This is a genomic window from Rhodococcus sp. RCBS9 (assembly GCF_029457415.1).
In the GTDB taxonomy this organism is placed as follows: Bacteria; Actinomycetota; Actinomycetes; order Mycobacteriales; family Mycobacteriaceae; genus Rhodococcus_F; species Rhodococcus_F qingshengii.
In genome coordinates, this window is the sequence record NZ_CP120422.1 from 2,061,021 (window position 1) to 2,084,342 (window position 23,322).

Annotated in this window: 21 protein-coding genes; 9 read left to right on the top strand and 12 right to left on the bottom strand. The window is 61.2% G+C overall.

From position 1 onward, the window contains the following. Window positions 1-28: 28 nt before the first annotated feature. Both P0M12_RS09870 and P0M12_RS09875 read right to left on the bottom strand, forming a co-directional pair. Complete coding sequence (locus tag P0M12_RS09870) at window positions 29-1,501, bottom strand: AMP-binding protein (protein ID WP_042451673.1); 1,473 nt, start codon at window positions 1,499-1,501, stop codon at window positions 29-31. Window positions 1,502-1,633: 132 nt separating this feature from the next. Further along, window positions 1,634-2,527: a LysR family transcriptional regulator ArgP gene (locus P0M12_RS09875; protein ID WP_277377637.1), complete on the bottom strand. Its 894-nt coding sequence runs from the start codon at window positions 2,525-2,527 to the stop codon at window positions 1,634-1,636. A gap of 75 nt (window positions 2,528-2,602) precedes the next feature. On the opposite strand from P0M12_RS09875, the gene P0M12_RS09880 reads away from it, so the two are divergent. Together P0M12_RS09880 and P0M12_RS09885 are read left to right on the top strand one after the other, a co-directional pair. Continuing rightward, entirely contained in the window at window positions 2,603-3,223 is a 621-nt protein-coding gene (locus tag P0M12_RS09880) for a LysE/ArgO family amino acid transporter (protein ID WP_277377638.1), read from the top strand. 114 nt (window positions 3,224-3,337) lie between these two features. Beyond that, a complete protein-coding gene (locus tag P0M12_RS09885; protein WP_277377639.1) occupies window positions 3,338-4,660 on the top strand; it encodes a ClC family H(+)/Cl(-) exchange transporter in 1,323 nt (440 codons plus the stop codon). Between the two features lie 43 nt (window positions 4,661-4,703). On the opposite strand, the gene P0M12_RS09890 is transcribed toward P0M12_RS09885, so the two are convergent. From P0M12_RS09890 to P0M12_RS09905, 4 genes are all read right to left on the bottom strand, one after another. Further along, a complete protein-coding gene (locus P0M12_RS09890) occupies window positions 4,704-5,573 on the bottom strand; it encodes a TIGR03619 family F420-dependent LLM class oxidoreductase (RefSeq protein WP_007730547.1) in 870 nt (289 codons plus the stop codon). Between the two features lie 322 nt (window positions 5,574-5,895). Beyond that, window positions 5,896-7,086, bottom strand: coding sequence for a 4-hydroxybenzoate 3-monooxygenase (locus tag P0M12_RS09895; RefSeq protein WP_007730544.1), 1,191 nt, complete (start codon window positions 7,084-7,086; stop codon window positions 5,896-5,898). Window positions 7,087-7,184: 98 nt separating this feature from the next. Beyond that, window positions 7,185-7,937, bottom strand: coding sequence for an IclR family transcriptional regulator (locus tag P0M12_RS09900; protein ID WP_003943227.1), 753 nt, complete (start codon window positions 7,935-7,937; stop codon window positions 7,185-7,187). Window positions 7,938-7,986: 49 nt separating this feature from the next. After that, on the bottom strand, window positions 7,987-9,354 hold the full coding sequence (locus P0M12_RS09905) for an NAD(P)/FAD-dependent oxidoreductase (protein WP_003942969.1): 1,368 nt from the start codon (window positions 9,352-9,354) through the stop codon (window positions 7,987-7,989). 124 nt (window positions 9,355-9,478) lie between these two features. Here P0M12_RS09905 and P0M12_RS09910 point away from each other — a divergent pair, with 124 nt between their 5' ends. The 3 genes from P0M12_RS09910 to P0M12_RS09920 all read left to right on the top strand — a co-directional run bounded on the left by P0M12_RS09910 (window position 9,479) and on the right by P0M12_RS09920 (window position 13,577). Beyond that, a complete protein-coding gene (locus tag P0M12_RS09910) occupies window positions 9,479-10,369 on the top strand; it encodes a LysR family transcriptional regulator (RefSeq protein WP_003943104.1) in 891 nt (296 codons plus the stop codon). Window positions 10,370-10,462: 93 nt separating this feature from the next. After that, window positions 10,463-11,926 (top strand): benzaldehyde dehydrogenase, encoded by a 1,464-nt coding sequence (locus P0M12_RS09915; protein WP_007730539.1) that lies wholly within the window; start codon window positions 10,463-10,465, stop codon window positions 11,924-11,926. 154 nt (window positions 11,927-12,080) lie between these two features. Continuing rightward, entirely contained in the window at window positions 12,081-13,577 is a 1,497-nt protein-coding gene (locus P0M12_RS09920) for an MFS transporter (RefSeq protein WP_202426560.1), read from the top strand. Window positions 13,578-13,604: 27 nt separating this feature from the next. Here the strand turns inward: P0M12_RS09920 and P0M12_RS09925 are convergent, their stop codons facing one another. Then, the gene (locus P0M12_RS09925; protein ID WP_007730535.1) at window positions 13,605-14,468 is read right to left on the bottom strand and encodes an SDR family NAD(P)-dependent oxidoreductase; all 864 of its coding nucleotides are present in this window, start codon (window positions 14,466-14,468) and stop codon (window positions 13,605-13,607) included. A 47-nt stretch (window positions 14,469-14,515) separates the two neighbouring features. Further along, window positions 14,516-15,403 carry an SDR family NAD(P)-dependent oxidoreductase gene (locus P0M12_RS09930; protein WP_042921616.1) on the bottom strand — a complete coding sequence of 296 codons (888 nt, stop codon included), beginning with the start codon at window positions 15,401-15,403 and terminating at the stop codon, window positions 14,516-14,518. 241 nt (window positions 15,404-15,644) lie between these two features. On the opposite strand from P0M12_RS09930, the gene P0M12_RS09935 reads away from it, so the two are divergent. Beyond that, the gene (locus tag P0M12_RS09935) at window positions 15,645-15,992 is read left to right on the top strand and encodes a hypothetical protein (protein WP_007730530.1); all 348 of its coding nucleotides are present in this window, start codon (window positions 15,645-15,647) and stop codon (window positions 15,990-15,992) included. Then, window positions 15,985-16,635, top strand: a complete 651-nt coding sequence (locus P0M12_RS09940; RefSeq protein ID WP_030536113.1) for a Dabb family protein — start codon at window positions 15,985-15,987, stop codon at window positions 16,633-16,635. The genes P0M12_RS09935 and P0M12_RS09940 overlap by 8 nt, the downstream gene beginning before the upstream one ends. Window positions 16,636-16,640: 5 nt before the next feature. Here the strand turns inward: P0M12_RS09940 and P0M12_RS09945 are convergent, their stop codons facing one another. Beyond that, the gene (locus P0M12_RS09945; RefSeq protein WP_007730522.1) at window positions 16,641-17,567 is read right to left on the bottom strand and encodes an alpha/beta hydrolase; all 927 of its coding nucleotides are present in this window, start codon (window positions 17,565-17,567) and stop codon (window positions 16,641-16,643) included. A gap of 280 nt (window positions 17,568-17,847) precedes the next feature. On the opposite strand from P0M12_RS09945, the gene P0M12_RS09950 reads away from it, so the two are divergent. After that, complete coding sequence (locus P0M12_RS09950; RefSeq protein ID WP_007730520.1) at window positions 17,848-18,570, top strand: helix-turn-helix domain-containing protein; 723 nt, start codon at window positions 17,848-17,850, stop codon at window positions 18,568-18,570. A gap of 121 nt (window positions 18,571-18,691) precedes the next feature. Here P0M12_RS09950 and P0M12_RS09955 read toward each other — a convergent pair whose 3' ends face one another. Both P0M12_RS09955 and P0M12_RS09960 read right to left on the bottom strand, forming a co-directional pair. After that, a complete protein-coding gene (locus P0M12_RS09955; RefSeq protein WP_081604840.1) occupies window positions 18,692-19,273 on the bottom strand; it encodes a PadR family transcriptional regulator in 582 nt (193 codons plus the stop codon). Window positions 19,274-19,411: 138 nt separating this feature from the next. Next, window positions 19,412-20,677 (bottom strand): cytochrome P450, encoded by a 1,266-nt coding sequence (locus P0M12_RS09960; RefSeq protein ID WP_007730518.1) that lies wholly within the window; start codon window positions 20,675-20,677, stop codon window positions 19,412-19,414. A 368-nt stretch (window positions 20,678-21,045) separates the two neighbouring features. On the opposite strand from P0M12_RS09960, the gene P0M12_RS09965 reads away from it, so the two are divergent. Further along, window positions 21,046-22,092 (top strand): NADP-dependent oxidoreductase, encoded by a 1,047-nt coding sequence (locus P0M12_RS09965; protein WP_030536117.1) that lies wholly within the window; start codon window positions 21,046-21,048, stop codon window positions 22,090-22,092. A gap of 61 nt (window positions 22,093-22,153) precedes the next feature. Here P0M12_RS09965 and P0M12_RS09970 read toward each other — a convergent pair whose 3' ends face one another. Further along, the gene (locus P0M12_RS09970) at window positions 22,154-23,239 is read right to left on the bottom strand and encodes a TerC family protein (protein ID WP_003942925.1); all 1,086 of its coding nucleotides are present in this window, start codon (window positions 23,237-23,239) and stop codon (window positions 22,154-22,156) included. Window positions 23,240-23,322 lie beyond the last annotated feature (83 nt).

The window sequence follows — 23,322 nt, forward strand, 5'->3', positions numbered from 1 at the left end:
GAGCTGTGCTGGTATTACGGGGAAGTGACTAGTGAGCGGGAGTTGCGCTCAAAGCTCGTCTCATTCCAGGTTTGTCGATCTTGCCCACCGGGTTTCGGGGAAGCGCATCGACGACGTAGATCGCCACTGGCACCTTTACTCGGGTGAGCAAGGCCGTGACATGTTCGAGCAGTTCGTCTTCGGTGACGGGTGCATCGGGGTAGGCAACGACATAGGCAACTGGCACCTCTCCGTAGACCTGGTGCGGAGCGCCGATGACGGCTGCCTCGAGCACGGAAGGATGTGTAGCGAGCGAATTTTCGATCTCCTTGGGGTAGATGTTCTCTCCCCCACGGATGATCATGTCCTTGATGCGATCGACCAGGGTCAGGTAGCCGTCCTCGTCGAGGACTCCGACGTCACCGGTATGCAACCAACCATCCTTGACGGTCTTCGCAGTCTCCTCCGGCTTCCCCAGATAGCCACGCATCACGTTGCCACCCTTGATGACCACCTCTCCGGCAGTCCCGGCGGGCGCAAAGGTTCCGTCCTCGGCAAGAATGGCAATCTGCTGGCCGGGCAACGCCGGGCCGACCGTACCGAGTTTGCGCACGCCGTCCACAGGATTGCAGGCCGACGCACAGGTCCCCTCGGTGAGTCCGTAACCTTCCACGATCACGAAACCGAAACGCTGCTCAGCGCGTTCGAGGAGTTCCTTGCTGATCGGCGCCGCACCGCACACGGCAAACCTCAAGGACGACGTGTCGATCGAAGGGTCTTCCGGCTGTGAGGTCAGCATCGCGTAGATTGCCGGCACCGCCGAGAAATACGTGGGGCGAAGCCGCGCGACGTCGTCGAAGAATCTCGAAACCGAGAACTTCCCGGTGACACTCACCTGCCCGCCGACAAGTAAGGGCGTCAAGACGCTGACGCAGATCGCGTTGACATGGAACAGCGGCAGAATCAGCAGGCAGTGATCCGCGCCGGTAACACCGATGTTCTTGCCCATCGACGAAGCCATGAACTGCAGGTTGGCATGCGTGAGCATCACTCCCTTGGGCCGTCCGGTGGAGCCGCTGGTGTAGATGAGCAACGCCAGATCGTCTGCTGCAACATCGATTCCGGGTCGGGGATCGGTCGGCGGCACTGTCGCCAGATCTTCGACGGCCAGCACTGCTCGGCCGCCCGAGGGTGCGTCGGCAGTGGCGGTGATGACCAACTCGGCCCCGGAGTCCGCGATCTGGTAGTCCGCTTCGTTCGCGGTGAACATCGGATTGATGGGTGTAGCCGCAGCACCGATGCGCCAGGCAGCCATGATCGCGATCAGCAACTCGACGCGATTGGGCAGCATGATCGCCACCACGTCACCGAGGCCGATTCCGAGTCCGGCCAATTGCGCGGCAACAGCTTCCGTGCGATCTGCGAACTCTTCATACGTGAGTTCGACGTGGTCGTCCCGCAAGCACGGCTTCTGCCCGTACTTCTCTGCAAGATCCCAAGCCAGATATCCGATGTTCGCCACGAGAGTCAGCACCTTTCATTCGTGTGTGACTCAAAACACTATCGGCGTCCTGCGGCCGAAGAAACGGTCCCAGGGGATCAACTTGTCCAGGTTCTTTGTTCCCTGAGCACAACACCACACGTACGGTATGCATCAGTTCGACGGCTGATGCAACACCTCGTGGGCGCGTCTGGTCACCACCTCGGAGATCCGGCGCAAGACAGGTGACGACAGTTTCCACTGCTGCCAGTACAGCGGAACGTCGTCCACGAAGTCCGGATCGAATCCGATCAGCACGCCGGAGCGATCGTCGTCGCCGCGCTGCAGGTCCGGTATCAATCCCCAGCCGTATCCCCGTCTGACGGCGTCCGCGAAGTCTGCCGATGAAGGAACAAGATGACGGGGCGGATCGGCGGGGTGGCCGACCTTTTGATCGAGGTAGCGATCCTGCAGTAGATCCTTGCGATTGAACACAACCAGCGGCGCCTCCGAAAGGGATTCGACCGTGACACCGTCTGCGAACCAACGACGGCAGAACTCCGCACTCGCCATCGGCCGATACCGCATGATGCCCAAACGGCTGGAGGTACACCCTTGAATCGGTGACGCAACAGAGGTGACGGCAGCCATGACCGAACCGTCGCGCAGTAGTTCAGTGGTGTGGTCTTGATCGTCGAGATGAAAATCGAAACTGACTTCTTGCGTGAACTCCGCGAGGGCCCCGAGAACCCAGGTGGACAGCGAATCGGCATTGACCGCGATCGAGACGCGTGCAAACATCCCTGAACCATTTTCAAGGCCGAGTTCTCGCACGGTGTCACGCGACAGTGCGTCTATCTGACGGGCAAGACGCAGGACTTCTCTCCCCGAATCGGTGACCCGGATGGGTTTGGTGCGCTGCACCAGGATCCGGCCAACCGAGGTCTCGAGACCTTTGATTCGTTGGCTGACCGCCGAAGGCGTGATGTGTAACTTCCGCGCCGCCGCCTCGAAGGTTCCCTCGTCGACCGCGGCGTGCAATGCCCTCAGTTGCTCGAAATCCAACATAATCTGAAGCTACTCTGATGCATCCTAAGAATCATTAGCTGGACTGACTGAAATCCGAGCGGCAGGCTCGACGACATGCTCAGCAACAACGACCCTGCGTCGGCCCTCGTCGGTTTCGGGGTCGGACTGTCTTTGATCGTCGCAATCGGCGCCCAGAATGCGTTTGTTCTTCGTCAAGGCCTGACGCGATCACACGTACTCCCGATCGTCGCAGTGTGCGCGTTGTCAGACGCAATTCTCATCCTCGCGGGCGTCAGCGGAATCGGGACCCTCCTCGAACACGCACCGTCGATGATCACGTTCGTTCGTATCGCCGGCGCCGTTTTCCTCCTCAGCTATGCGCTCTTCGCCGCCAAGCGGGCACTTCACCCCCAGACGTTGGCGCCGGATCGACATGGCAACGGGTCGAGGCTTGCCGCCGTCACGATGGCATTGGCTCTCACCTGGCTCAATCCACACGTGTACCTCGACACCGTCGTGCTCATGGGTTCCATCGCCAACGGTCGCGGCGAGATCGGACGTTGGTGGTTTGCCGCCGGTGCCATCACGGCAAGTGTGGTCTGGTTCGGCGCCCTCGGTTACGGCGCACGTCTGCTGACGCCGCTTTTTGCGAAACCCAACGCCTGGCGGGTTCTCGATGCTCTGATCGCCGTGATGATGGCGGTTCTCGGAATCAGCCTGCTTGTCGAATTGTGACCAGGCTGCACAACCTCGATCCGACCCTGCGGGTAGCGCGATGGGTTACCGTCCAAGGTGAGGAAGCTCAATTCACCTGTCGCGAGTTGTGACCATCAGGTAGGGCTGATCACGATGACCGAGGACGATGGCGGCACCGAACCGCGTGACTCCAACCGCGGACTGGGTTTGCTGTGTCTACTCGCTGCGGTCGCCGGCGTCGGGGTCGGATTTGTCGGCGGCGCGTTCCGTTGGTGTCTGATCAGGGCCGACGAACTTCGTCAGGCGATCGTGAACTGGGCGCATCACGTTCCGTACGTCGGGTGGCTCGTGCCGGTCCTCCTGGTGGCCCTGTGTACCGTACTTGCCGTACTGATCGTCAGACGAGTGCCCCTCGCAAAGGGAAGCGGCATCCAGCACGTCGAGGCGGTGTCCCGCGGTGAAGCGAAACCGCCGGGAATCAATCTCGTGCCCGCCAGATTCATCGGCGGCCTCTTGGCGATCGGCTCCGGTCTGGTTCTCGGCCGTGAAGGCCCCACCGTACACATGGGTGCGGAGATCGGAGCAGAAGCGGGACGGCGAGCCCGCCTCACCGAACCCGACGTCGCCATGCTGCAAACATCCGCGGCCGGAGCAGGTCTCGCTGTCGCATTCAACGCGCCGATCGCGGGGGCACTGTTCGTCTGCGAGGAGGTGACGCACTCGTTCCGGCTGCGCACCGTGCTGCCAACGCTTTTCGGTGTTTCAGTGGCGGTGGGCTGTGCACGGATCGTCATCGGTGATCAACCCGATTTCGAGGTCGGCACCGTCCCGACACCGCAACTCGCATTCTTGCCACTGTTCGTCGTCTTCGGAATCCTCACGGGGCTACTGGGTATTGCGTACAACCGCCTGATTCTAGGACTACTCGACATCGTGGCACGGCTCGACAAGATCCCACCGACTGTCATCGGCGCAACGATCGGCGCCGTCATCGGCCTGACGCTGTTCCTCGACCCGTTGGCCAGTGGGGGCGGCGACGTTCTTGCACAGATGATCGTCGGCGGAAGGACCTTCGTACTGCCGATCCTGCTGCTGTACTTGGTGGTTCGGTTCTTCACCGGCCCGCTCTCGTATGCCGCTGGAACTCCCGGCGGACTGTTCGCTCCCTTACTCGCTCTCGGCGCGCTCTGGGGGTCGATCTTCACCGGACTGTCGAGCTTCGTGCCCGGAGTGGACGCCGGGCTCACGGTCACCATGGCCACCGTCGGTATGGCTGCCTTCTTCGGCGCCGTAGTACGCGCACCGTTCACCGGCATCGTGATCGTGGTCGAAATGACCGCGGTGACGTCGACGCTGGTCCCGATGCTCGCTGCCACTGCGGCAGCGGTATTCGTCACCACGTCGGCAGGGTCGGCACCTATCTACGACAGTCTGCGCGAACGGATGTTGGAGCCGCAACGCCCGCATACGGATTGATCCCCGCACACGGGTCATTGCAGCACGGGCGCGCTATGTGAATTCAGAATTTGCAGATGACTTCCTCGGAGAACCTGCGTACCGCATCTTTCTTCGCTTCCAGGTCGCAGTCGAACCCGAGGCCGTACATGGCCCAAGGAATGACGATCGATTCCGTCACTCCGCTATCGGCCAGTTCCAAGGAGCCGTCGAGACCGAAGCGATCGGCGCAGACGGCCTGAATTTCGAACGGGGACTCGGCGCGCCCGTACTCGACCCGCAGGACGCCGATCCTCGCGATGAGAGCTTGCAGATCAGCGAAAGAGACTGTAGCCGAGGTCCAACCGTCACCCACTCGCGCTGCACGGCGCAATGCGGCCGCGGAATGTCCTCCGATGTAGATGGGGACGGGATCGATCGGCGCCGGGCTCATCTGCAGCCTGTCGAAGTCGAAGAACTTGCCGTGATGTTCGACCATACCGCCGCCTAGAACCAGTCGCAGTACCTCGAGCATCTCGTCGACTCGCGGGCCTCGATCCTTGGGGGAAGCGCCGCACCACTCGAATTCCTCTGGCGCCCAGCCCACACCGACCCCGAGACCGAAGCGGCCTCCTGTCAGATTCGCGACCGACCCCACCTGGCTTGCCAGCAGCAGAGGATTGCGTGAGCTGAGCTCGAGCACCTGCGGATAAAAGCGAATCTTCGACGTTCCGGGTCCCATGAAGGCCGCGGCAATCATGGGGTCTACAAATGGTGTCTTCGCGTCCCACATCCGCACACCGTCAGCGGTATACGGATACCCGGTAGCGCCCCGCTCGGGAAAGAACAGTGAGTCGGGCATCGTGATCGAAGAAAAGCCGCATTCTTCGGCCACTTTCGCAAGTGCAACGAGTTGAGAGAGGGGAATCATCGCCACGGCGAGGCTGAACTTCATCGGAAGATCCCTCTGTTCAGTTGACCGGAGCGACTGAAGTGCCTCGATGAGCTCGACGTCGGTTCGCACCGATCGGCTTGGGAGACAGTGGATCCTGAACAGTCACTTCTTGCAACGCTCAGTCATACGACAACTCCCCCGCAGTGCGGTCGAAGCATCAGCCACCCTCGGTTGGACAAGGACGTGTTCGAGGTTACAAAGCTCCCGCTACTTCGGCTCGGCGGCTTCCCGCCAGGCGGACACATACCAAGAACTTCGGGGTCCTGGTGACACCTGGCACCCCACTCCCCCTGATTTCGCACCGTGCAACCTGCGAATCGGCCTACTGATGCAAGGGAGTTCCGACGTAGTTCTCGGCGATCAGCGTTCGTCCCGCCACGGAACGCGTGACCATGTCCAACTCGGCCAACTGTCGGCGATGCCCGAAACCGCTGTCGTCTGGCAAGCGATGGAGCATCGACGACATCCACCACGAGAAGTGCTGCGTCCGCCACACACGCGGCAACACCGTTTCGGTGTACCCGTCCAGCATCTTTCGGTCGGACGAGGTGAAGAAACCGTCCATTGCCTTCGCCAGTGCGTAGACGTCGGCGATCGCGAGATTCATTCCCTTCGCGCCGGTCGGCGGCACGGTGTGCGCCGCATCCCCTGCAAGAAACAGGTTGCCGTGCTGCATCGGCTCACACACGAAGCTGCGGAACTGGAGGATCGACTTCTGAAAGATCCTGCCGTCCTTGATCTCCGCCCCCTCACCGTCGACGCGCATGTGCAGCTCGTCCCAGATTCGATCGTCGGACCAGTTGTCCACGGAGTCGTCCGGATCGACCTGAAGGTAATGACGCTGTACCTCGGGCGTCCGTGTGCTGATCAGTGCAAACCCGCGCTCATGGTTGGCATAAATCAGTTCTTCGGACGACGGCGGCGCCTCGGCCAGGATGCCGAACCACGCGAAGGGATACTGGCGGAAATGATCCGTTCGGATCGACGGTTCGGGAATCAGCTTTCGCGTTCCGGTGCGTGAACCGTCGCAACCGGCCACCAGGGCGCACTCGAGCTTCTGATCATTTCCGTCCGAGTCGACAAAAGTGATACTCGGGCGATCCGATTCGTGATCGTGTACTTGCGCGTCGGACACTCCGAATCGAATGTCCCCGCCGTCAGCGAGACGCCGCGCGATCAGATCCTTGAGCACCTCGTGTTGCGGATACACCGTGACTGCTCGCCCGTCGGTCAGTTCGTCGAACGCGATTCGGTGCCCTCGTCCACCGAATCGCAACTCGATTCCGTGATGTTCGAGGCCCTCCCGCTTCAGTCGATCACCGAGTCCGGTCTCGACCATGAGATCAACCGTGTTCTGTTCGAGCACGCCGGCACGAATGGTGCCTTCTACCTCTTCGCGGGTGCGGCATTCCAGGACAACCGAATCGATTCCCTTCAGGTGCAACAGATGCGAGAGCATCAACCCGGCGGGACCACCACCGACGATTCCGACCTGGGTGCGTGAAGAAGACATACAGAGAGCTCCTGAGGTGAGTGACGATTGAGACCACCCTCGACCACGATCACTCCTCTGAACAGCTGCAATTTCACTCAGTGAAAGACCGAAACGAGCTATCGAAACCCACCGCTACCAAGCCCGCGTGATATTCCACGGGCGGCCGCGACCAACGCGGGCAGTAAAGGAGCTGGATCCTGCTCCACCGGAACAACTGTCGAGACCGCTGCCACGACACTGCCCCCGGCTTCGCGGACAGGAGCGGCGACGGCAAGGGTTCCGACGTTCAGATACTCACGACAGACCACGAATCCGGCGCGCCTGATCTCGTCGAGAGTTGCTCGCAAAATCCGCTCGGAAGTAATGGTTTTGGGAGTGAACGACTCGAGGCCGGCGCGAAGGACGTCGTCGAGAAGCTCGGTTCCGCCGTGCGCGAGGAGAATCAATCCACCGCTGGACGCGTGCAACGGCAATCTTCCGCCGGCACGGCCGACCACGGTGACGGCGCTACGCGAGGACAAGCGCTCGAGGTACAGAGCCTCGGTGCCCTCACGAACGACCAACTGCACGTTCTCTCGGGTGACCTCGTACAGGTCCTCGAGGAACGGCAACGCCACCTGCCGTAGGCCGTGAGCGCCGGGAGCAAGAGCGCCGATCTCCCACAACCGGACTCCGACCTGGTACTTGCCGTCACTCCGACGCTCGAGTGCGCCCTCAGCCACCAACTGCCCACACAGTCGGTGGACGGTGGGCAGAGGCAAACCGCTGCGACGACTGATCTCCGACTGCGTCAACCGCGGCGATTTCGCGTCGAAGGCACCGAGCACGATAAATGCCCGGCCGATCAACGAACGCTCGCCTGATGCCATTCACACAGTGTGACTGACATCAGGCGAAACGTGTTCAGGCGGTGCGAAGCTACGCGGAGTGCGCCAATTCCGGTTCGCGTTCGGTCACCGGCGGCGTGGCCTCGATCTTCATCGGCTCCTGCGCGTAGTGGAAGTGCGGACGACGGTGACCGATGAACGAACCGAACCACGACATCACAGCGACATACCGGTTGCGGAAGCCCACCAGATACATCACGTGCACGGCCAGCCACATGAACCAGGCGATCGTGCCCTTGAACTCGACCTTGCGGACGCGACACACAGCGCTGAATCGGCTGATGATCGACATGCTGCCCTTGTCGAAGTATTTGAAAGGCGTTCCGGCCTTGACCTTTCCGTTCACAGTCTTCGCTGCATGACGGCCACCCTGCATTGCAACGGGCGACTGACCCGGCAGACCGTTCAGCGAAGTCATGTCGCCGATGGCAAAGACATTGGCGAACCCGCCGACGGTCAAGTCCGGATTGATGAGCAGACGACCTGCACGGTCACTCTCACAACCGGTCGCCTCGCCGAGCACTGCTGCGAAGTCGTTGGCGCGAACACCGGCCGACCAGATGACGGTCTCGGCGTCGATGCGCTTCTCTTCCTTGGTCTTTGCCGAAGAGACGGTGACACCGTGCTCGTCGATGGCGGTGACCATGGTGTTGAGAACAACCTCGACACCCGACTTCTCGAGCGAGGCCTGTGTGTACTCACTGAGCTTGCCGCCGAAGGCCGGAAGCGCAACGCCCGCGCCCTCGACCATGGTGACCGTGACCTCGTCGGCGCTGATGTTGTTGATGGACTTGGCGAAGTAGCGACGCGCCAGTTCCTTGATCTGTCCGGCGAGCTCGACGCCGGTCGCGCCTGCACCGACGACAACGAAGCTGAGCAGGTTGCGGCGAACCAGCGCGTCGTTGGTGGTGTGAGCCTCTTCGAAGCAACGCAGGATCTGCTTACGCAGGACCTCGGCATCCTCGACGGTCTTGAGCTTGTAGGTGACCTTTTCGAACTCGTCATGACCGAAGTACGCCTGGGTGGCACCGGTGGCTGCGATGAGCGAGCGGTATCCGAGAGTGTGGCGGGTGCCTGAAGCCTCGTAGACGACGGTGTTCTCTTCGGCGTTGACCTCGACGACGCGACCGAGACGCACGTCGGCGTTGGGGTACTTCTGCAGGATCGTGCGGATGGGCGGAGCAACTTCGCCTGCCGACAGAACACCAGTCGCCACCTGGTAGAGCAGCGGCTGGAAGAGGTGCTCGGTGGTGGCGGAGATGAGGACGAACGGCGTCTTGGACTTCGCGAGGGTCTTGGCCGCGGCGAGGGCTCCGAATCCCGAACCGACGATGACTACCTGAGTCTGCTCGTGTCCAGTCGCGTCGATGTCAGCGCGACCCGCAGCTGTTCTATCCACAACAAATCTCCTCAACCAAATTGAAAGTATGACTATTACGGTATGGACTGATCATGGGTCGGGTCCAGCTAGCTGGAGTATTCGCAAGACTGTTATCTCGATTGCTCATAAGTAAGCTGTCCTCATGGACTTCCGCCAACTCAAGTACTTCCTCGTCGTGAGCGAGGAACTGAGCTTCAGTCGCGCTGCCGAGCGCTGCTTCATCTCGCAGTCGGCGATCAGCCATCAGGTCGCCCGACTGGAGAAGGAGCTTGGCGCGACACTCTTCGAACGCTCGACCCGAGCCGTTCGCCTTGCCCCGGCAGGATCGCGACTCGTGCCCATTGCGCAGCAAGTCCTCAGCCTCGAAACGATGGCCTACTCCGTCGCACGCGACCCACGAGCCCGGATCCGGATCACCGGAAACATGAGCTTCGCCGCTCAGACGCTGGACGCCATCGCACACGTGCGCGAACTTCATCCGGACCTGGACGTCGAGTTCGTCATCAAGAGTTTTGCCCACCGCATGGACGCCGTAGCCTCCGGTGACGCCGACATCGCGCTGATTCGCGGCGGCGTCGACCGCCCCGGACTCGAACCCTTGGACCTCGGCGTCGAAGATCTGCTGGTCGTCATGTCGAGCCGGCACCCCCTGGCCGGCCAGCAAAGCGTCGACCTCAATGATCTGGCCGCATACCCCCTGCTCCTGCCGCCGCGCCAAAGCCAGGTGCTCATTCACAAGGTGGTCGAGGACGCGTTCCGCGAGATAGATCGACGCGTCCAACTGGGCCCTGCAATTCCGAGCGATCACACAGCCACGCTGGACGTGATCACCAACCCGCGCGCCTGGACCCTGCTGTATTCGATCACCGCAGGCGAATCTCCACGCGCCGGCATCAGCTTCATGCGAGAATCGCACGGCCGCTTGCGAATTCCCGTCTCGGGAGTGACCCGCAGCGGCGCCACCCACTCGACCGAGTTCGCCGATCTGATCCAAGCGCTCAAGGACGCCATGAATCCGTCTTTCACTGAGTGAAAGTGCGATGGCGATCGACTCCCCTCACGGAGCAACGTGGTCCACAACCATGTGATGCGGCGCGCGGTTGCATCCCTTTACCGAGGAGCGGCCATGACGCGTTTGCTGAGCGAACCTGTGTGGGAATCGAAGATCTTCGACGGCGAATGGGTTCTCGGTAGCGCCGACGATCGTATTGTCGTCGAACCGGCCACCGGCAAGCAGTTGACGACGGTCGGCATGGCAACACCAGACGACGTGGCAGCCGCTGCAACAAAAGCTACTGCCGCTCAGAAGGATTGGGCAGCAAGGCCGTACACCGAACGAGCCGCCGTTCTACGCCGCGCCGGTCAACTGTTCGAGCAGTACGCCGACGAAATCGGCGAATGGGTAATCCGCGAGGCCGGCAGCATTCCCGCCAAAGCCGGACTGGAAACCCACACCGCTGCCGAAGAGTGCTACAACGCAGCAGCTTTGGCCGCACACCCCATCGGCGAGGTGCTGCGCTCGGAGCAACCGCGGCTGAGCTTCTCTCGTCGCGTCCCCGTCGGCACCGTCGGCGTCATCGCACCGTTCAACTTCCCGATCATTCTGTCGATCCGTGCAGTCGCTCCCGCACTGGCACTGGGCAATTCGGTGATCCTCAAGCCTGATCCGCGCACGGCGATCTGTGGCGGTGTGGTTCTTGCCCGCATCTTCGAAGAAGCCGGTCTGCCTGCCGGAGTGTTCGGCATGCTGCCGGGTGGCGCTGACGCCGGTGAGGCAATCGTGGTTCATCCGAGCGTTCGCGTCATCGCATTCACCGGGTCGACCCGGGCAGGACGCGCTGTCGGTGAACTGGCGGGCCGCCATCTCAAACGAGCACACCTCGAACTCGGGGGAAACAACGCACTGATCGTCATGGACGACGTCGACCTCGAAAAGGCCGCATCTGTAGGCGCTTTCGGATCCTTCATGCACCAGGGGCAGATCTGCATGACCACCGGCCGCCAGCTCGTCCACGAAAGTATCGCCGCCGACTACACCGCACTCCTTGCCGAACACGCCGACAAGCTTCCGGTAGGCGACCCGTTCACCGGTCAGGTCGCACTCGGACCCATCATCGACGCCGGACAACGCGACCACATCCACTCCCTGGTCACCGGAAGCATCGCGGCCGGAGCAAAACTGGCGGCCGGCGGCACCTACGAGGATCTCTTCTACCGGCCCACCGTGCTGGCCGACACCCCACTCACCGCGCCGGCATTCGCCGACGAAGTCTTCGGGCCAGTCGCACCGGTCACCTCCTTCGCCACCGTCGAACAGGCCGTCGCCATAGCCAACGATTCCGAGTACGGACTGTCACTGGGCATTCTGACCTCCGACGCCATGCGAGGGCTCGAGCTCGCCCAACAAATCCCCACCGGCCTCGTACACATCAACGATCAGACCGTCGGCGACGAAGCAGTCATCCCGTTCGGCGGTATGGCGTCTTCGGGTAACGGTGGCCGCGTCGGCGGTATCGGCGCAAACCTCGACGCCTTCACCGAAACGCAGTGGGTGACTGCGCAGAGCGCACTCCCGGTCTACCCCTTCTAGTCCGGAACACGCCGAGTTGGTCCTGAATACACCGAGCTGGCCCCAGGGGCTCACTGACCAGCATTGACGGGATCGATCTCGCGGACTTACCATCCAGAGAAAATTACTTCGGCACATTAAGCAATTTCTCTTGTAATTCCCGAGAAGGACCCACTTGACGAATTCAGTGACGACCGACAGCGCTGCGCAGCCAACGGTCCACGACACCCCGGATGTATCCGTCGTAACATCGCCGCGCCGCGAGGCCGTCATCATCGGGGCGCTCAGCCTGGCCGCGATGATCGTCTCGATGATGCAGACACTGCCCGTCCCGATTTTGGGGCGTATTCAGTCCGATCTGGGCGCATCCGCGGCCGGCATCAGTTGGGTGACGACGGCGACGTTGCTGTCGGCCGCCGTTTTCACTCCCCTGTTGGGCCGCTACGGCGATCAGCACGGCAAGAAGCGCACGCTGGTCGGCGTTCTGGTCGTCATGGTCATCGGTTCGATCGTCGCCGCACTGGCACACAATCTGCCACTTCTCATCCTCGGACGCGTCCTCCAGGGGACCGCCACCGCCATCTTCCCGCTGGCTCTGTCGGTCCTGCGCGAAGAGGTCCGCCCACACAAGCTTCCCGGCGCGATGGCATTGGTCAGCGGAACTCTCGCATTCGGCAGCGGGCTCGCCCTCGTAGCCACCGGACTTCTCACATCGGCTCCGGATGCCGACTACCGCAACGCCTTCTGGATGGCCACCGGGTTCGCGTTGCTTGCCCTCGTCGCCGTCATCACGCTGGTTCCGGCAACCAAGCACAAGAGCGGCGGGCGCGTCGACGTAATCGGCGCGCTGAGCCTGGGCGCTGCACTCCTTCTGCTCCTGTTGTCGATTTCGCAAGGCCACCAATGGGGTTGGTTCTCACCCGTGACCATCGGTGTTTTCCTGGGCTCGATCGTGATGTTCGCAGTCTGGGTCTGGATCGAGAAGATCGTCGACGAACCACTGGTCGACATGCGAATGTTCGTCCACCGGCCCGTGATGATGGCGAATCTGGCGGGGGTCATGCTGGGCTTCGGAATGTTCGCCAACTTCCTGGGCATCTCCTATCTCGTGCAGCTTCCCCACGCCCTCACGGGATACGGATTCGACGCCAGCATTCTGCGTGCGTCGGTGGAATTCCTGCTGCCGGGTGCGATTGCCTCGCTGATCGCAGCACCGATCGGTGGGCGGCTCATCAGAGTGCGTGGGCCACGCTTCGTCCTGGGACTCACCGCCATCTGTGGTGCGGTGCCGTTCGCCTGGCTCGCGTACGACCACACGCACACCGCGTCGGTCATCGGTGCCGGCATCGTGATCGGCGCCGCCGTGAGCCTGGGCTACGCGGCCATGCCCGCGATCATCATGTCGAGCGTTCCGCGACACCAGAGTGGAATAGCCAACGGCATCAACTCGATCTCCCGTTCCACCGGCAGCGCCATGGGCAGTGCAGTGGTGACTACGATTCTCGCCTCGATGACCATCGCGAACCTGCCAGAGGGCGTATCCGCTCTGCCCAGCGAATCCGCCTTCACCGTCACCTTCGTCACTGCCGCCGTAGCTTTCGCTCTGGTCGGCCTGGTGGGTTGGTCAGGCCTCCCCAAGAGTGCGTCGACGTCTGTCAACGGCAGCGCGTGAACAGGCCTGCTCCGAACAGCTCCGCATTCACGAGATGCCCATGCGTGTGAGCATTGTGCGAGGATCGGCGGGAGGTAGCAGGTCTCGAAGCTGAGCGGCTCGGCGGTCGGTGAACTGCCGACACGCGTCGTCGTCGGAGAACACCCAGAAGTCCCCACGCGCTATTGCTTCGGTCATGTGCTCGGCGGCATCGAGCGGGTCGAGTCCGGATTCGACGTTCGCCTGTTGCATTGCATCGAAGACAGCGTTTGCCGTGACGTTCGTAGTCGGCGCGTCACGCTGGGCCGCACGAAAGATCTCACTCCGGATCGAGTGTGGAACAACAGCACTGACCTGAATCGGAGAGTCGACCAACGACAGATCTTGGTGCAAGCTCTCGGTCATCGCCAGCACCGCGAACTTACTGACGATGTACGGTCCTTGCACCGCGGCGCTGTTGATCCCGCCGACAGAAGACAGATTGGCCACACACGCCGGCTTACCCACCTTCAACATCAATGGCACGAAAGCACGAAGGCAATAGAAGACGCCGTCGACGTTGATCTCCATCAACCGTCTCCACCGCGCACCACTGACTTCCCACAGCAACCCGGCCGTCTCCACTCCGGCATTGTTGACCAGCAACTCGACGCTGCCGTGACGATCGAACACATTGTCCGCCATCCTCTTCACGGCATCTGCATCCGCTACGTCCACTCCATGGACGTCAGCCCTCCCACCGGCCGCGCGAATGTCCTCGGCGACGAGCGACGCACGCTCCTCGTCGATGTCGGCAACTACCACCGTCATTCCCAGCCGCGCAAGGTGTCGGGCGAACCCTGCACCGATACCGGCCCCCGCACCGGTCACGACGGCCGTGCCGGTACCGAACCGGCGTTCAGCGTGGGACATCTCCACTCCTCGGGTTGTGTCGCCGAAACTATTGCTCGACAAAGACTTCAGATTCCTTCGGGCAGAATGTTGGGATTGCACCACGTCGGTGGCTCACGTCTGGGCATCAGCCCTTGCCCGTCGAGCGCCTTCACGACCAGATCCTGATACCAGGGAAAATGAAGACTGAACGCTACAAGGCCGGTCCGCTCGGCCGCGGGAAGAGAACACATGGCCAGTACCGTCTCGGCAAGATACTCGACGGGCTCGGTTTCGTATCCATCCGGAATGAGTGCGTCGGCGCCGGGAGTCGAGATCGCAGTGGAAGGCCCCACCGAGTTGACCGCGATATTGTCGTCCAGCACCTCCGCGGCGAGGCCCTGTGTGAACCTGTGCAGTGCTGCCTTCATCGACGCGTAAATCACGTCACCCGACGTCTTGTTGTAGTCGCGGAAGGGCCTGATCGGATTCAGTCCCGTCGAGGAACCGATGTTCACGATCCAGCCTGCGCCGCGCTCTCGCATGTAGGGGATGGCTGCCTTCGACAGGGCGAACGGCGCGCGAATGTAGTGGTCGAGGGTCCGATCGAACGTCGCCAGCGACATCTTCTCGATCGGCGCGTAGTCGGCAAACCCGGCATTGTTCACGAGGATGTCGATACCTCCGGTCCGCGAGACGACCTTCTCGATCAATCCGTCGCGAGCCTCGGAATCCTCGAGATCGGCCGGAATGGCAAGTGCACGACCGTGTTGCGACTCGATCATCTCGACGGTCTCGGACAACGTACCGCCGATGACGACATTACTGTCGGCACGGACTGCCGCGGTAGGCCGAGTCGACCGTGCGGTGACGACCACGGTTGCCCCCTCTGCCGCCAGTCGCCTGGCGATCGCCCTGCCGATGCCTCGACTGCTCCCGGTCACCAGCGCGGTCTTCCCTACCAGCGAGTGATTCAACTGCTCCTCCAAGGCTCTTCCACTTCACGACATCGAACACATGACGTATGTGTTCGACCTGAGTTCGACTGCATTTCACGCAATCGTTGTCCGCCATGTTGCATCATCCGATTCTGTTGCACAGCAACGATTCCCGCCTGACGGGAGGTGTCGAAATGCCGGGCACATGACCAAATCCGCTATCTCCCGCTGTGTGAGATCGAAAGCATCACAACGGGTTAGGGGAAAGTAATCTTCACCAATGGCAGATGAAACGCTCTACGTGATCGATCGGATAGTCACGAAACCGGGATGCGGTCGACAGTTCGTCGACGCGCTACTCGACCAGTATTTGCCGAGTGCACAGCGTCGCGGCATGACACTCGCCGACGTACTCGTCAGCCCTCCGTTGTGGTGCGATCAAGACCCGAACACCTTGACCGTCACCTGGACGGTCGACGGCACGGCCGGCTGGTGGTCGATGACGCGCCAGGGCCGCAGAGACTCCACCCTCAGGCAGTGGTGGGATGCAATGGCTCCGCTCATAATCGAACGGAGTCGCTCCATGGCCGCCGCAGCAAAGGACATCGAAGGACTGAGCAATGTATAACGTGACAAGAGTCGTGCACGCCGCCAACGGGGCGGGCGCCGACGAGTGGACCGCTGCAGTGAAGAACATTGCCGCAGTTGCCGAATCGTCGAACGCGCTGCGTCGTCTCGTCTGTACGACACTTCCCGGCGTCATCAACGGCGGAGATCTGATCGTCCATCTTCAGTTCGAAGACGAGATGGCTTGGCAGACAGCCCGAGATGCGGTCGACGACAGCCTGCGCTGCGCCGCCGTCGACCACTTCCACGGTGCCGAGTACTCGTCCGGGACCACGGGACGTTCCGGCGCCGAAGCCGCCGGTCAGGTGTACCGAGCGCTGTTCATCCGGGTATCCCCCAGCACACCCCAGGACGTACTCGAGGAATTCGAACGGGATCTGCTCAGGATGCCTACCCATATCTCGTCGATCTGCGCCTGGCGTCTCAGCCGAGTCGACGCAGCGATCGGGCACACACCATGGACTCATGTCTGGGAGCAGGAGTTCACCGACCTCGGCTCACTGCAGACCCAGTACCTCGATCATCCGATTCACTGGGCAGTGGTGGACCGGTGGTTCGACCCCGAATGTCCCGAGGCCGTGGTCCACGACAGAATCTGTCACACGTTCGGCAATCTCACCGAGAGACTCCTGACAGTGAAGTGATCTGCCTACTCGCTACCGAGCGCCTCGCGCGTCATCGCCCAAAGCTTCTGTCGCGCAGGCTCGGTCAGTGACAAAGACGGAATAGTGAGGAAGCCGTGGAACAATCCTTCGAAGCGATGATGGCGCACCGAAACGCCAGCCGTCGCGAGCATCTGCGCATACGCGTCACCTGACGAACACGGCGGATCGAGTTCGGCTGTCACGACGACAGCAGACGGAAGACCGGCGAGCGTCTCCGCACGCGTAGGAATCACACGGGCGTCGTCGCGACCTTCAGGCGCGTACTGCTGCCAGTACCATTCCATCGCTGCGGTGGTGTTGTAGTGACCCGTGCCGTAGAGCCGATACGACTCGGTTTCGAAGTCGTCGTCGATCACGGGGTAGATGAGAACCTGAAGGGCGATTTCCGGACCACCCCGATCCCGAGCGGCAATAGCCACGGTCGCCGCGAGGTTCCCTCCCGCACTGTCGCCCACAAGTGCGATTTTACCTGCGTCGGAACCGTATTCGGCAGCATGCTCGCTGGCCCACGCCACCGCGGCGTAGACGTCGTCGTGGGCTGCCGGTGCCGGATGCTCCGGCGCCAACCGATAGTCGACGGCAACCACTACTGCGCCGACTCCCTGCGCCATCGATCGACAGAATTCGTCGTGACTGTCCAGATCGCAGAACACGAAACCGCCCCCGTGAGCGAAGACCACGAGGGGAACGTCGTTCGAGGTTCCATGCGGACGAAAGACGCGAATTGCCAGATCTCCACCGGGACCGTCGATTACGTGATTCTCGACTGAAAGCATGTCGGGAAGACCCGTCAGCGGCGCACGTCGGTTCCGAATCAGAGTTCGTAGCTCCGACGGCGGGACACTGGTGACATCCGGGAATCCAGCGTTGAGGGTTGCAAGCATCGTGGTGACTTCCGCTTGAATCGTCATATCGTCTCCTGGTCTCTCAGCCCGGCGGGTGGCGCTACGTCTGCGCCGGCATCCGCGTTTGTCCACTTGGCGTGTGATCACGTCAACGTAGATCGCCCACCACCAAGCAAGGAACCCGCTCTCCCGATCAGTGGTCCGTTTCCGCCGACGAGCACCGGAGGCGTCCGATCCACAGGGTGGCCTTCTTCACAAAGCAGAAAAAACATGTCATCATTCCTAATCGAAATAGCCTTGTCCAGGGCAGTTGTCCAACTTGACTACGGGATAGCAGAGGGAACACATGTCGCTCCAGCTCGAGGTCGATCCCGCAACGCCGAACGCCTTCCTCGACCGAGTCTCTCTGCTACTGGATGCGTTCGGCGGTCGAGATCGTCTCACCCTCGCCGAGATTGTCCGACGAACCGGGCTTCCAAGGTCTTCAGCCCACCGCATACTCGACCATCTGGTCCAACTTCGGTGGCTGCACCGCAGCGGCCGCGATTACACGCTCGGGTTGCGGCTCGTGGAACTCGGCTCGTTGGCCGTGTACCAGGACAGACTTCACTCAGCTGCGCATCCGCACCTGTACGAATTGCACCGGCGTACCGGACTGATCGTCGAGATGACGATTCTCGACGGCTCAAATGTGGTGTGCCGCGCCCACATGGCAGGTCGTTTCGCCAGCATGATTCCGAATCGGATCGGTTTCAGCACACGCGCAGACGGAACTCTCGTCGGCAGGGTCCTCCACACCTTCAACAACGAGCGAGGAGAGGCGGCCGACGAGGTCCGAAAAACCGGCGTGGGATACGGCCGTGACACGCCGATCGACGGATTCGGCACGATCGCCACTCCGATCGGCCCGATCGGCGTCGCGACCTCCGCGCTGTCGATCTGCGGACCGCTCCGACAAATGCCGCTCGACGAGCGGAACTCGCCTCTCACCGGGCTTCTTCGGGAAACAGCCGCTTCCCTGTGGCGAAATGCGGGCGTCCGGACCACCGAAAGCATGCGAGCTCAGTAGGCACGAAGACTAGGCACGAAGATTGGGCACGAAGACTAGGCACGAAGATTGGGCACGAAAACCTCGACAGCACAATTCTATTGGCGTGGGGCAGAATCTGGGGAGTTGTACCTCCGCACGCTCAGATCAACTTCCAACTACCGGCATTGACGGGCTGCGGCAAGCCGAGAGCGTTGGCGTCGCCTTGCGCGAATCGAGCGGCGGCCTCATCGATGTCATCGAGCAACTGAGCGGCGAGGTCGATCTCCATCTGAAAATGGCGGCCTATCCATCGCAGACTCATCTCGGTAAATGCCCAGGCGGGTTCATTCTCCGAGTTATCGGCGTGTTCGATTGCATTGAGCTTCTTTGCCTCGAGGTTGTCGATGTGATCGAGCACTATCGACTTGAGCTGATCGGGGTCGTTGAGGTGGCCGACCCACAGTCTCAACATCACTCCATGTTTGAGAACGGGGGTTTCGATCTCCGATCGGCGTGACCATGATCTGAGAGCCTCGATACCGGATTCGGTTATCGTGAACACTCGTCGACGACGCCCACCCGATTCCGAAACCTCCCGCGAACTGACGAATCCCAGCGTTTCCAGCTTTTTGAGCTCGGTATAGACCTGGCTCACCGACGGGCTCCAGTAATAGAACCCGATGCTCCAGTCGGCCCAGCTTTTCAGATCGCTGCCACTGAGTTCTTCTCCGAATGTGAGCATTCCCAGCACTGCCCAACTTGTCGCGGGCAATGCCGGGTAACACGCAGTTGCGGGATCAGGCACCGGCCCAGACTAACAAGACGTCGACCATCTGACACCGACTTGCCCACCGAGTGGTCTGTTCACGAATTCGTGCAATCAGAAAAGGTTCAATCGCAGTTCGGAGACACCGCGGATAAAGGCCGTGCCACCCCACGTCACTCCACCGTCGACGAGCTCGGTCTTCGGCGCTTTGTCGATCAACGCATTCAGGATGGTCTTGATCTCCAGCCGGGCCAACCACGCACCGAGGCAAGCGTGCGCACCGTGACCGAACGTGATGTGGTCCCGGACATTTGACCTCGACCAGTCCAATCTGTCCGCGTTCGGACCGAATCGAGTTTCATCGCGGTTTGCCGACGCCAGCCACGTCACAATGTGATTTCCGGCCGGAATCACCGCATCTCCCACCGCGTAATCCTCGGGAGCAATGCGAATCATCAACTGCGCCGTCGGCTCATAGCGCAGGACTTCTTCTACCGCGTGATCGAGCAGTGCCCTGTCGTCGACGAGTCGTTCCCACTGATCACGATGGCCCATAAGTGCATTCATGGTGAGACCGACCTGATTGACTGTGGTGTCCAGTCCGGCGATGACCAAAGTCTGCACGGTAGCGGCAACTTGATCCGGCCCGATTATCTCGCCTTCGTCGCCGGCGGAGATGAAGTCCGACAGGATGTCGTCGCCAAGATTGTTGCGCTTCCAAGCGATAACGTCCTGAAGGTGTGCCGAGAAATCACGTTGAGCGGAAATGTAGTCGCTGGTCTGCTCGGCAGTCAGAAACGGATCGAGTAGGTTGAGTCCCTTACGGGTCCACTCGAACATCGTATCGGTGTCGGCAGGTACGGGGATACCGAAAATTTCGCAGACAAGGCGAATCGGTAGCGGATGAGCAACTTCCGTCACCAGCTCGATCTCGGAGCCCCGTCCATGATCGGCAAGCAACTCGTCGACGATTTCCTTCGCCCGCGCGTCGTAACGCTTGATTGCCCTGGGCGTGAACGGGCGCGCCAGTAGCTTGCGCAATGCCAGATGGTCCGGCGGATCCAGCTTCGACAACGATGGGCGCAACAAGTAGGCGTCGCTGCCACCGGCCGCCTTGATCCGCATATTGCGCGGTGCCTCGAGTGCATACTGTTCCGACGAACTCAGCGACTTGTCCGCCAGTGCGCGTTTCACGTCGTCGTAGGCGAAAAGCATGTATACGCCATTCGAATGCTGTTGTACCGGAGCAACTTCTCGCGCAATCGCGTACCGCGCGTACGGATCGGACAGGAAGCCTGGCTCCGTTGGATCGACCAATCCCGTTCTGAGCCAATCCGTTGTGTCATGAACCGCACGCTCCGAACCCACCGGCGAAGTCATAGTCAACCTCTCGTCCTCGACAAAATCACTCACACAAGATCTGGCAGATCATTGACGCCCTCGTAAAAATCCACAGCCGAATACCACTGGTGACGAGCGTCAGCGCTGCGCTGAACTGAACTGCGCAGAGCTTCACAGTCGGACTACGAGGCAACCAACAAACCGCCCGCTGTATGGGAAATGAAGTCGCGCTCCGGACGTCGGGTTGCCACATTCTCACTGAGCGGGCGGGAAGGTGCGCTCCTTGCTGCTCGAGGACAGAATTCCCAGACGTCTTCGCCGTGAATCAGTAAGGCGGCGAGATCAATTCCGGGCAATCGTCCCGAGAAGTGATGCGAACCGGTGTCGAAGCAGATTGGAAATTGCGCATGACCGAATATGTGAACCGCGCTGTGCGAGTCGTTCGAGCTCCCCGCGGCTTGCCTGTCGTAGAAGATTTTCGGATCGACGAGGTTCCGATCCGGCCGCCCGCGGACGGCGAAGTTCTGTTCCGCGCCCACTATCTTTCGATCGATCCGGCGATACGAAGACGCCTACCGTCCACCAGCTCTGCCCCCGGGCCGTTGGGAGCTGTTGCCGGTATCGGCGACGTCGTCTTGGCTGGAGTAGTGCCTGCGCACTCCGGTTTGGACGGCATCGCAGTCGGCGAAGTGATTTCTTCGCGGCATCCTGACTTTGCGGCAGGTGATTTGGTTCGAGGCGGCACGCACTGGCAGGTTTATCACACAATCAAAGGCGCTGCCCTGGACCGCATACCGAGGGAGAATCGAGCTTCCCTAGGAGATGAACTCGGAATTCTAGGACAGCCAGGATTTGTCGCACACTGCGGAATGCGGTTGGTCGCCGACGTCCGAGAGCGAGACACAGTCGTGGTTTCGGCGGCCGGCGGAGCAGTCGGCATGGTTGCAGGCCAAATCGCGAAGCTGGCGGGCGCCCGGGTGATCGGAATCGCCGGGGGTGAGAAGACCGAATACGTTGTGGAGGAATTGGGGTTCGACGCCTGCATAGATAGGAAGACGGCGAACATCGGCGAGCAGTTGGACGAATTGTGTCCGAAGGGCGTCGACGTCTATTTCGACAACGTCGGAGGCTCGATCACGCGAGCGGTTTTCGATCGCATGGCCGATTTCGGAAGGGTCGTCGTGTGCGGAATGATCAGCGAATACAACCAGGATGAAAGCGAAGTCGGGCCTCCCCTACGCCCTGTACTACGCAAACGTCTACGCATCGAAGGGTTCGTCTGCTACGACCACTACGACCGGTACCCGGAGTACCGGGCGTGGGCGTCCGCTCGAATCGCCGAAGGTGGACTGCGCTACCGCAACGATGTCACCGAGGGCATCGAAAATGCCCCAGCGGCCTTGATCGGGCAGCTTTCGGGCCACAACCGGGGGAAGCAGTTGGTGATGATTTGACAAAGGGAGACCACACGTCGTTGTGTGGTCTCCCTTTTCGATTCGTTCAGCCGATCAGGCGTCAGCCTCTGGGCCGAGCATCTACCTTGTCGTCATCGTCGTCGCGCTCGCCGGTTGCGAGCTGGACGCCGGATTTCTCGATGCTGCCGTCAGCACCTGACTTCTCGAGGTCGATCGGTGCATCACCGGTCGCAACCTCTTCGGCCTCAGGCTCTTCCGGTAGCGGCTTCTTGAGACTCAGGATGATCGAGCCTGCCAACACCACGATGATCACCGCGAGGCTGACCAGTGAGGGAATCTCGGGGATCGACGTGCTGATCACCTTGTGGCTGGCCTGCATGATCAGCTTCACGCCGATGAAGGCGAGGATGATCGACAGACCCTTGGACAGGTAGTGGAACTTCTCGAGCAGGCCCGAGAGCAGGAAGTACAGGGCACGCAGACCCAAGATCGCAAACGCGTTGCTGGAGTAGACGATGAATGGATCGTCACTCACTGCCAGCACTGCCGGGACACTGTCGACTGCGAACACGAGGTCGGCAGCTTCGATGGCGACGACGACGGCGAACAGTGGTGTTGCGACGCGCTTTCCGGCTTCCTTGACGAAGAACTTGGTTCCTGCGTATTCCTCACGGACCGGCATGATCTTGCGCAGCAAGCGAACCGCCAGCGAGGTTCCCGGATCGAAGTTCTCGTCGTCGTCCTTGAGCAGCTTGTAGGCGCTGTAGAGCAGGATGGCGGCGAAGACGAACAGAACGGCCGTGAACTTGCTGACCACGGCAACGCCGGCGGCGAGGAAGATACCGCGGAAGATCAGGGCGCCGATGACACCGAAGAACAACACGCGGTGCTGGTATTCACGGGGCACCTTGAAGTAACCGAAGATCAGGGCGAACACGAAGAGGTTGTCGACGGAGAGGCTCTTCTCCAACAGCCAGGCCGTGGTGAATTCGACGCCCGAGTTCACCCCCAAGGTCAGGGTGACGACCACCGCGAATACGAGAGACAAACCGACCCAGAGTGCACTCCACCAGGCCGCTTCCTTGAAGCCGATGACGTGCGCGCCGCGGTGGGCGAGCAGGTCGATGAGCAACATGACGACGATGACTGCGGCGAACGCGGCCCACGCCCACATGGGAACGTTCATCGCTGACCACCTACCCGAATGGCACTGATGACTGCGGTCACGGGGAGCTCCTTCACTGGGTTCGGACGGCCGTCTCGCCGTCT

Coding starts and splice junctions, on each gene's coding strand:
- P0M12_RS09925 (WP_007730535.1), bottom strand. CDS start 14,468: ATGTCCCACGCTGAACGCCGGTTCGGTACCGGCACGGCCGTCGTGACC.
- P0M12_RS09935 (WP_007730530.1), top strand. CDS start 15,645: ATGGCAGATGAAACGCTCTACGTGATCGATCGGATAGTCACGAAACCG.
- P0M12_RS09940 (WP_030536113.1), top strand. CDS start 15,985: ATGTATAACGTGACAAGAGTCGTGCACGCCGCCAACGGGGCGGGCGCC.
- P0M12_RS09910 (WP_003943104.1), top strand. CDS start 9,479: ATGGACTTCCGCCAACTCAAGTACTTCCTCGTCGTGAGCGAGGAACTG.
- P0M12_RS09895 (WP_007730544.1), bottom strand. CDS start 7,086: ATGTCTTCTTCACGCACCCAGGTCGGAATCGTCGGTGGTGGTCCCGCC.
- P0M12_RS09915 (WP_007730539.1), top strand. CDS start 10,463: ATGACGCGTTTGCTGAGCGAACCTGTGTGGGAATCGAAGATCTTCGAC.
- P0M12_RS09875 (WP_277377637.1), bottom strand. CDS start 2,527: ATGTTGGATTTCGAGCAACTGAGGGCATTGCACGCCGCGGTCGACGAG.
- P0M12_RS09880 (WP_277377638.1), top strand. CDS start 2,603: ATGCTCAGCAACAACGACCCTGCGTCGGCCCTCGTCGGTTTCGGGGTC.
- P0M12_RS09955 (WP_081604840.1), bottom strand. CDS start 19,273: ATGCTCACATTCGGAGAAGAACTCAGTGGCAGCGATCTGAAAAGCTGG.
- P0M12_RS09970 (WP_003942925.1), bottom strand. CDS start 23,239: ATGAACGTTCCCATGTGGGCGTGGGCCGCGTTCGCCGCAGTCATCGTC.
- P0M12_RS09885 (WP_277377639.1), top strand. CDS start 3,338: ATGACCGAGGACGATGGCGGCACCGAACCGCGTGACTCCAACCGCGGA.
- P0M12_RS09965 (WP_030536117.1), top strand. CDS start 21,046: ATGACCGAATATGTGAACCGCGCTGTGCGAGTCGTTCGAGCTCCCCGC.
- P0M12_RS09900 (WP_003943227.1), bottom strand. CDS start 7,937: ATGGCATCAGGCGAGCGTTCGTTGATCGGCCGGGCATTTATCGTGCTC.
- P0M12_RS09960 (WP_007730518.1), bottom strand. CDS start 20,677: ATGACTTCGCCGGTGGGTTCGGAGCGTGCGGTTCATGACACAACGGAT.
- P0M12_RS09890 (WP_007730547.1), bottom strand. CDS start 5,573: ATGAAGTTCAGCCTCGCCGTGGCGATGATTCCCCTCTCTCAACTCGTT.
- P0M12_RS09950 (WP_007730520.1), top strand. CDS start 17,848: ATGTCGCTCCAGCTCGAGGTCGATCCCGCAACGCCGAACGCCTTCCTC.
- P0M12_RS09945 (WP_007730522.1), bottom strand. CDS start 17,567: ATGACGATTCAAGCGGAAGTCACCACGATGCTTGCAACCCTCAACGCT.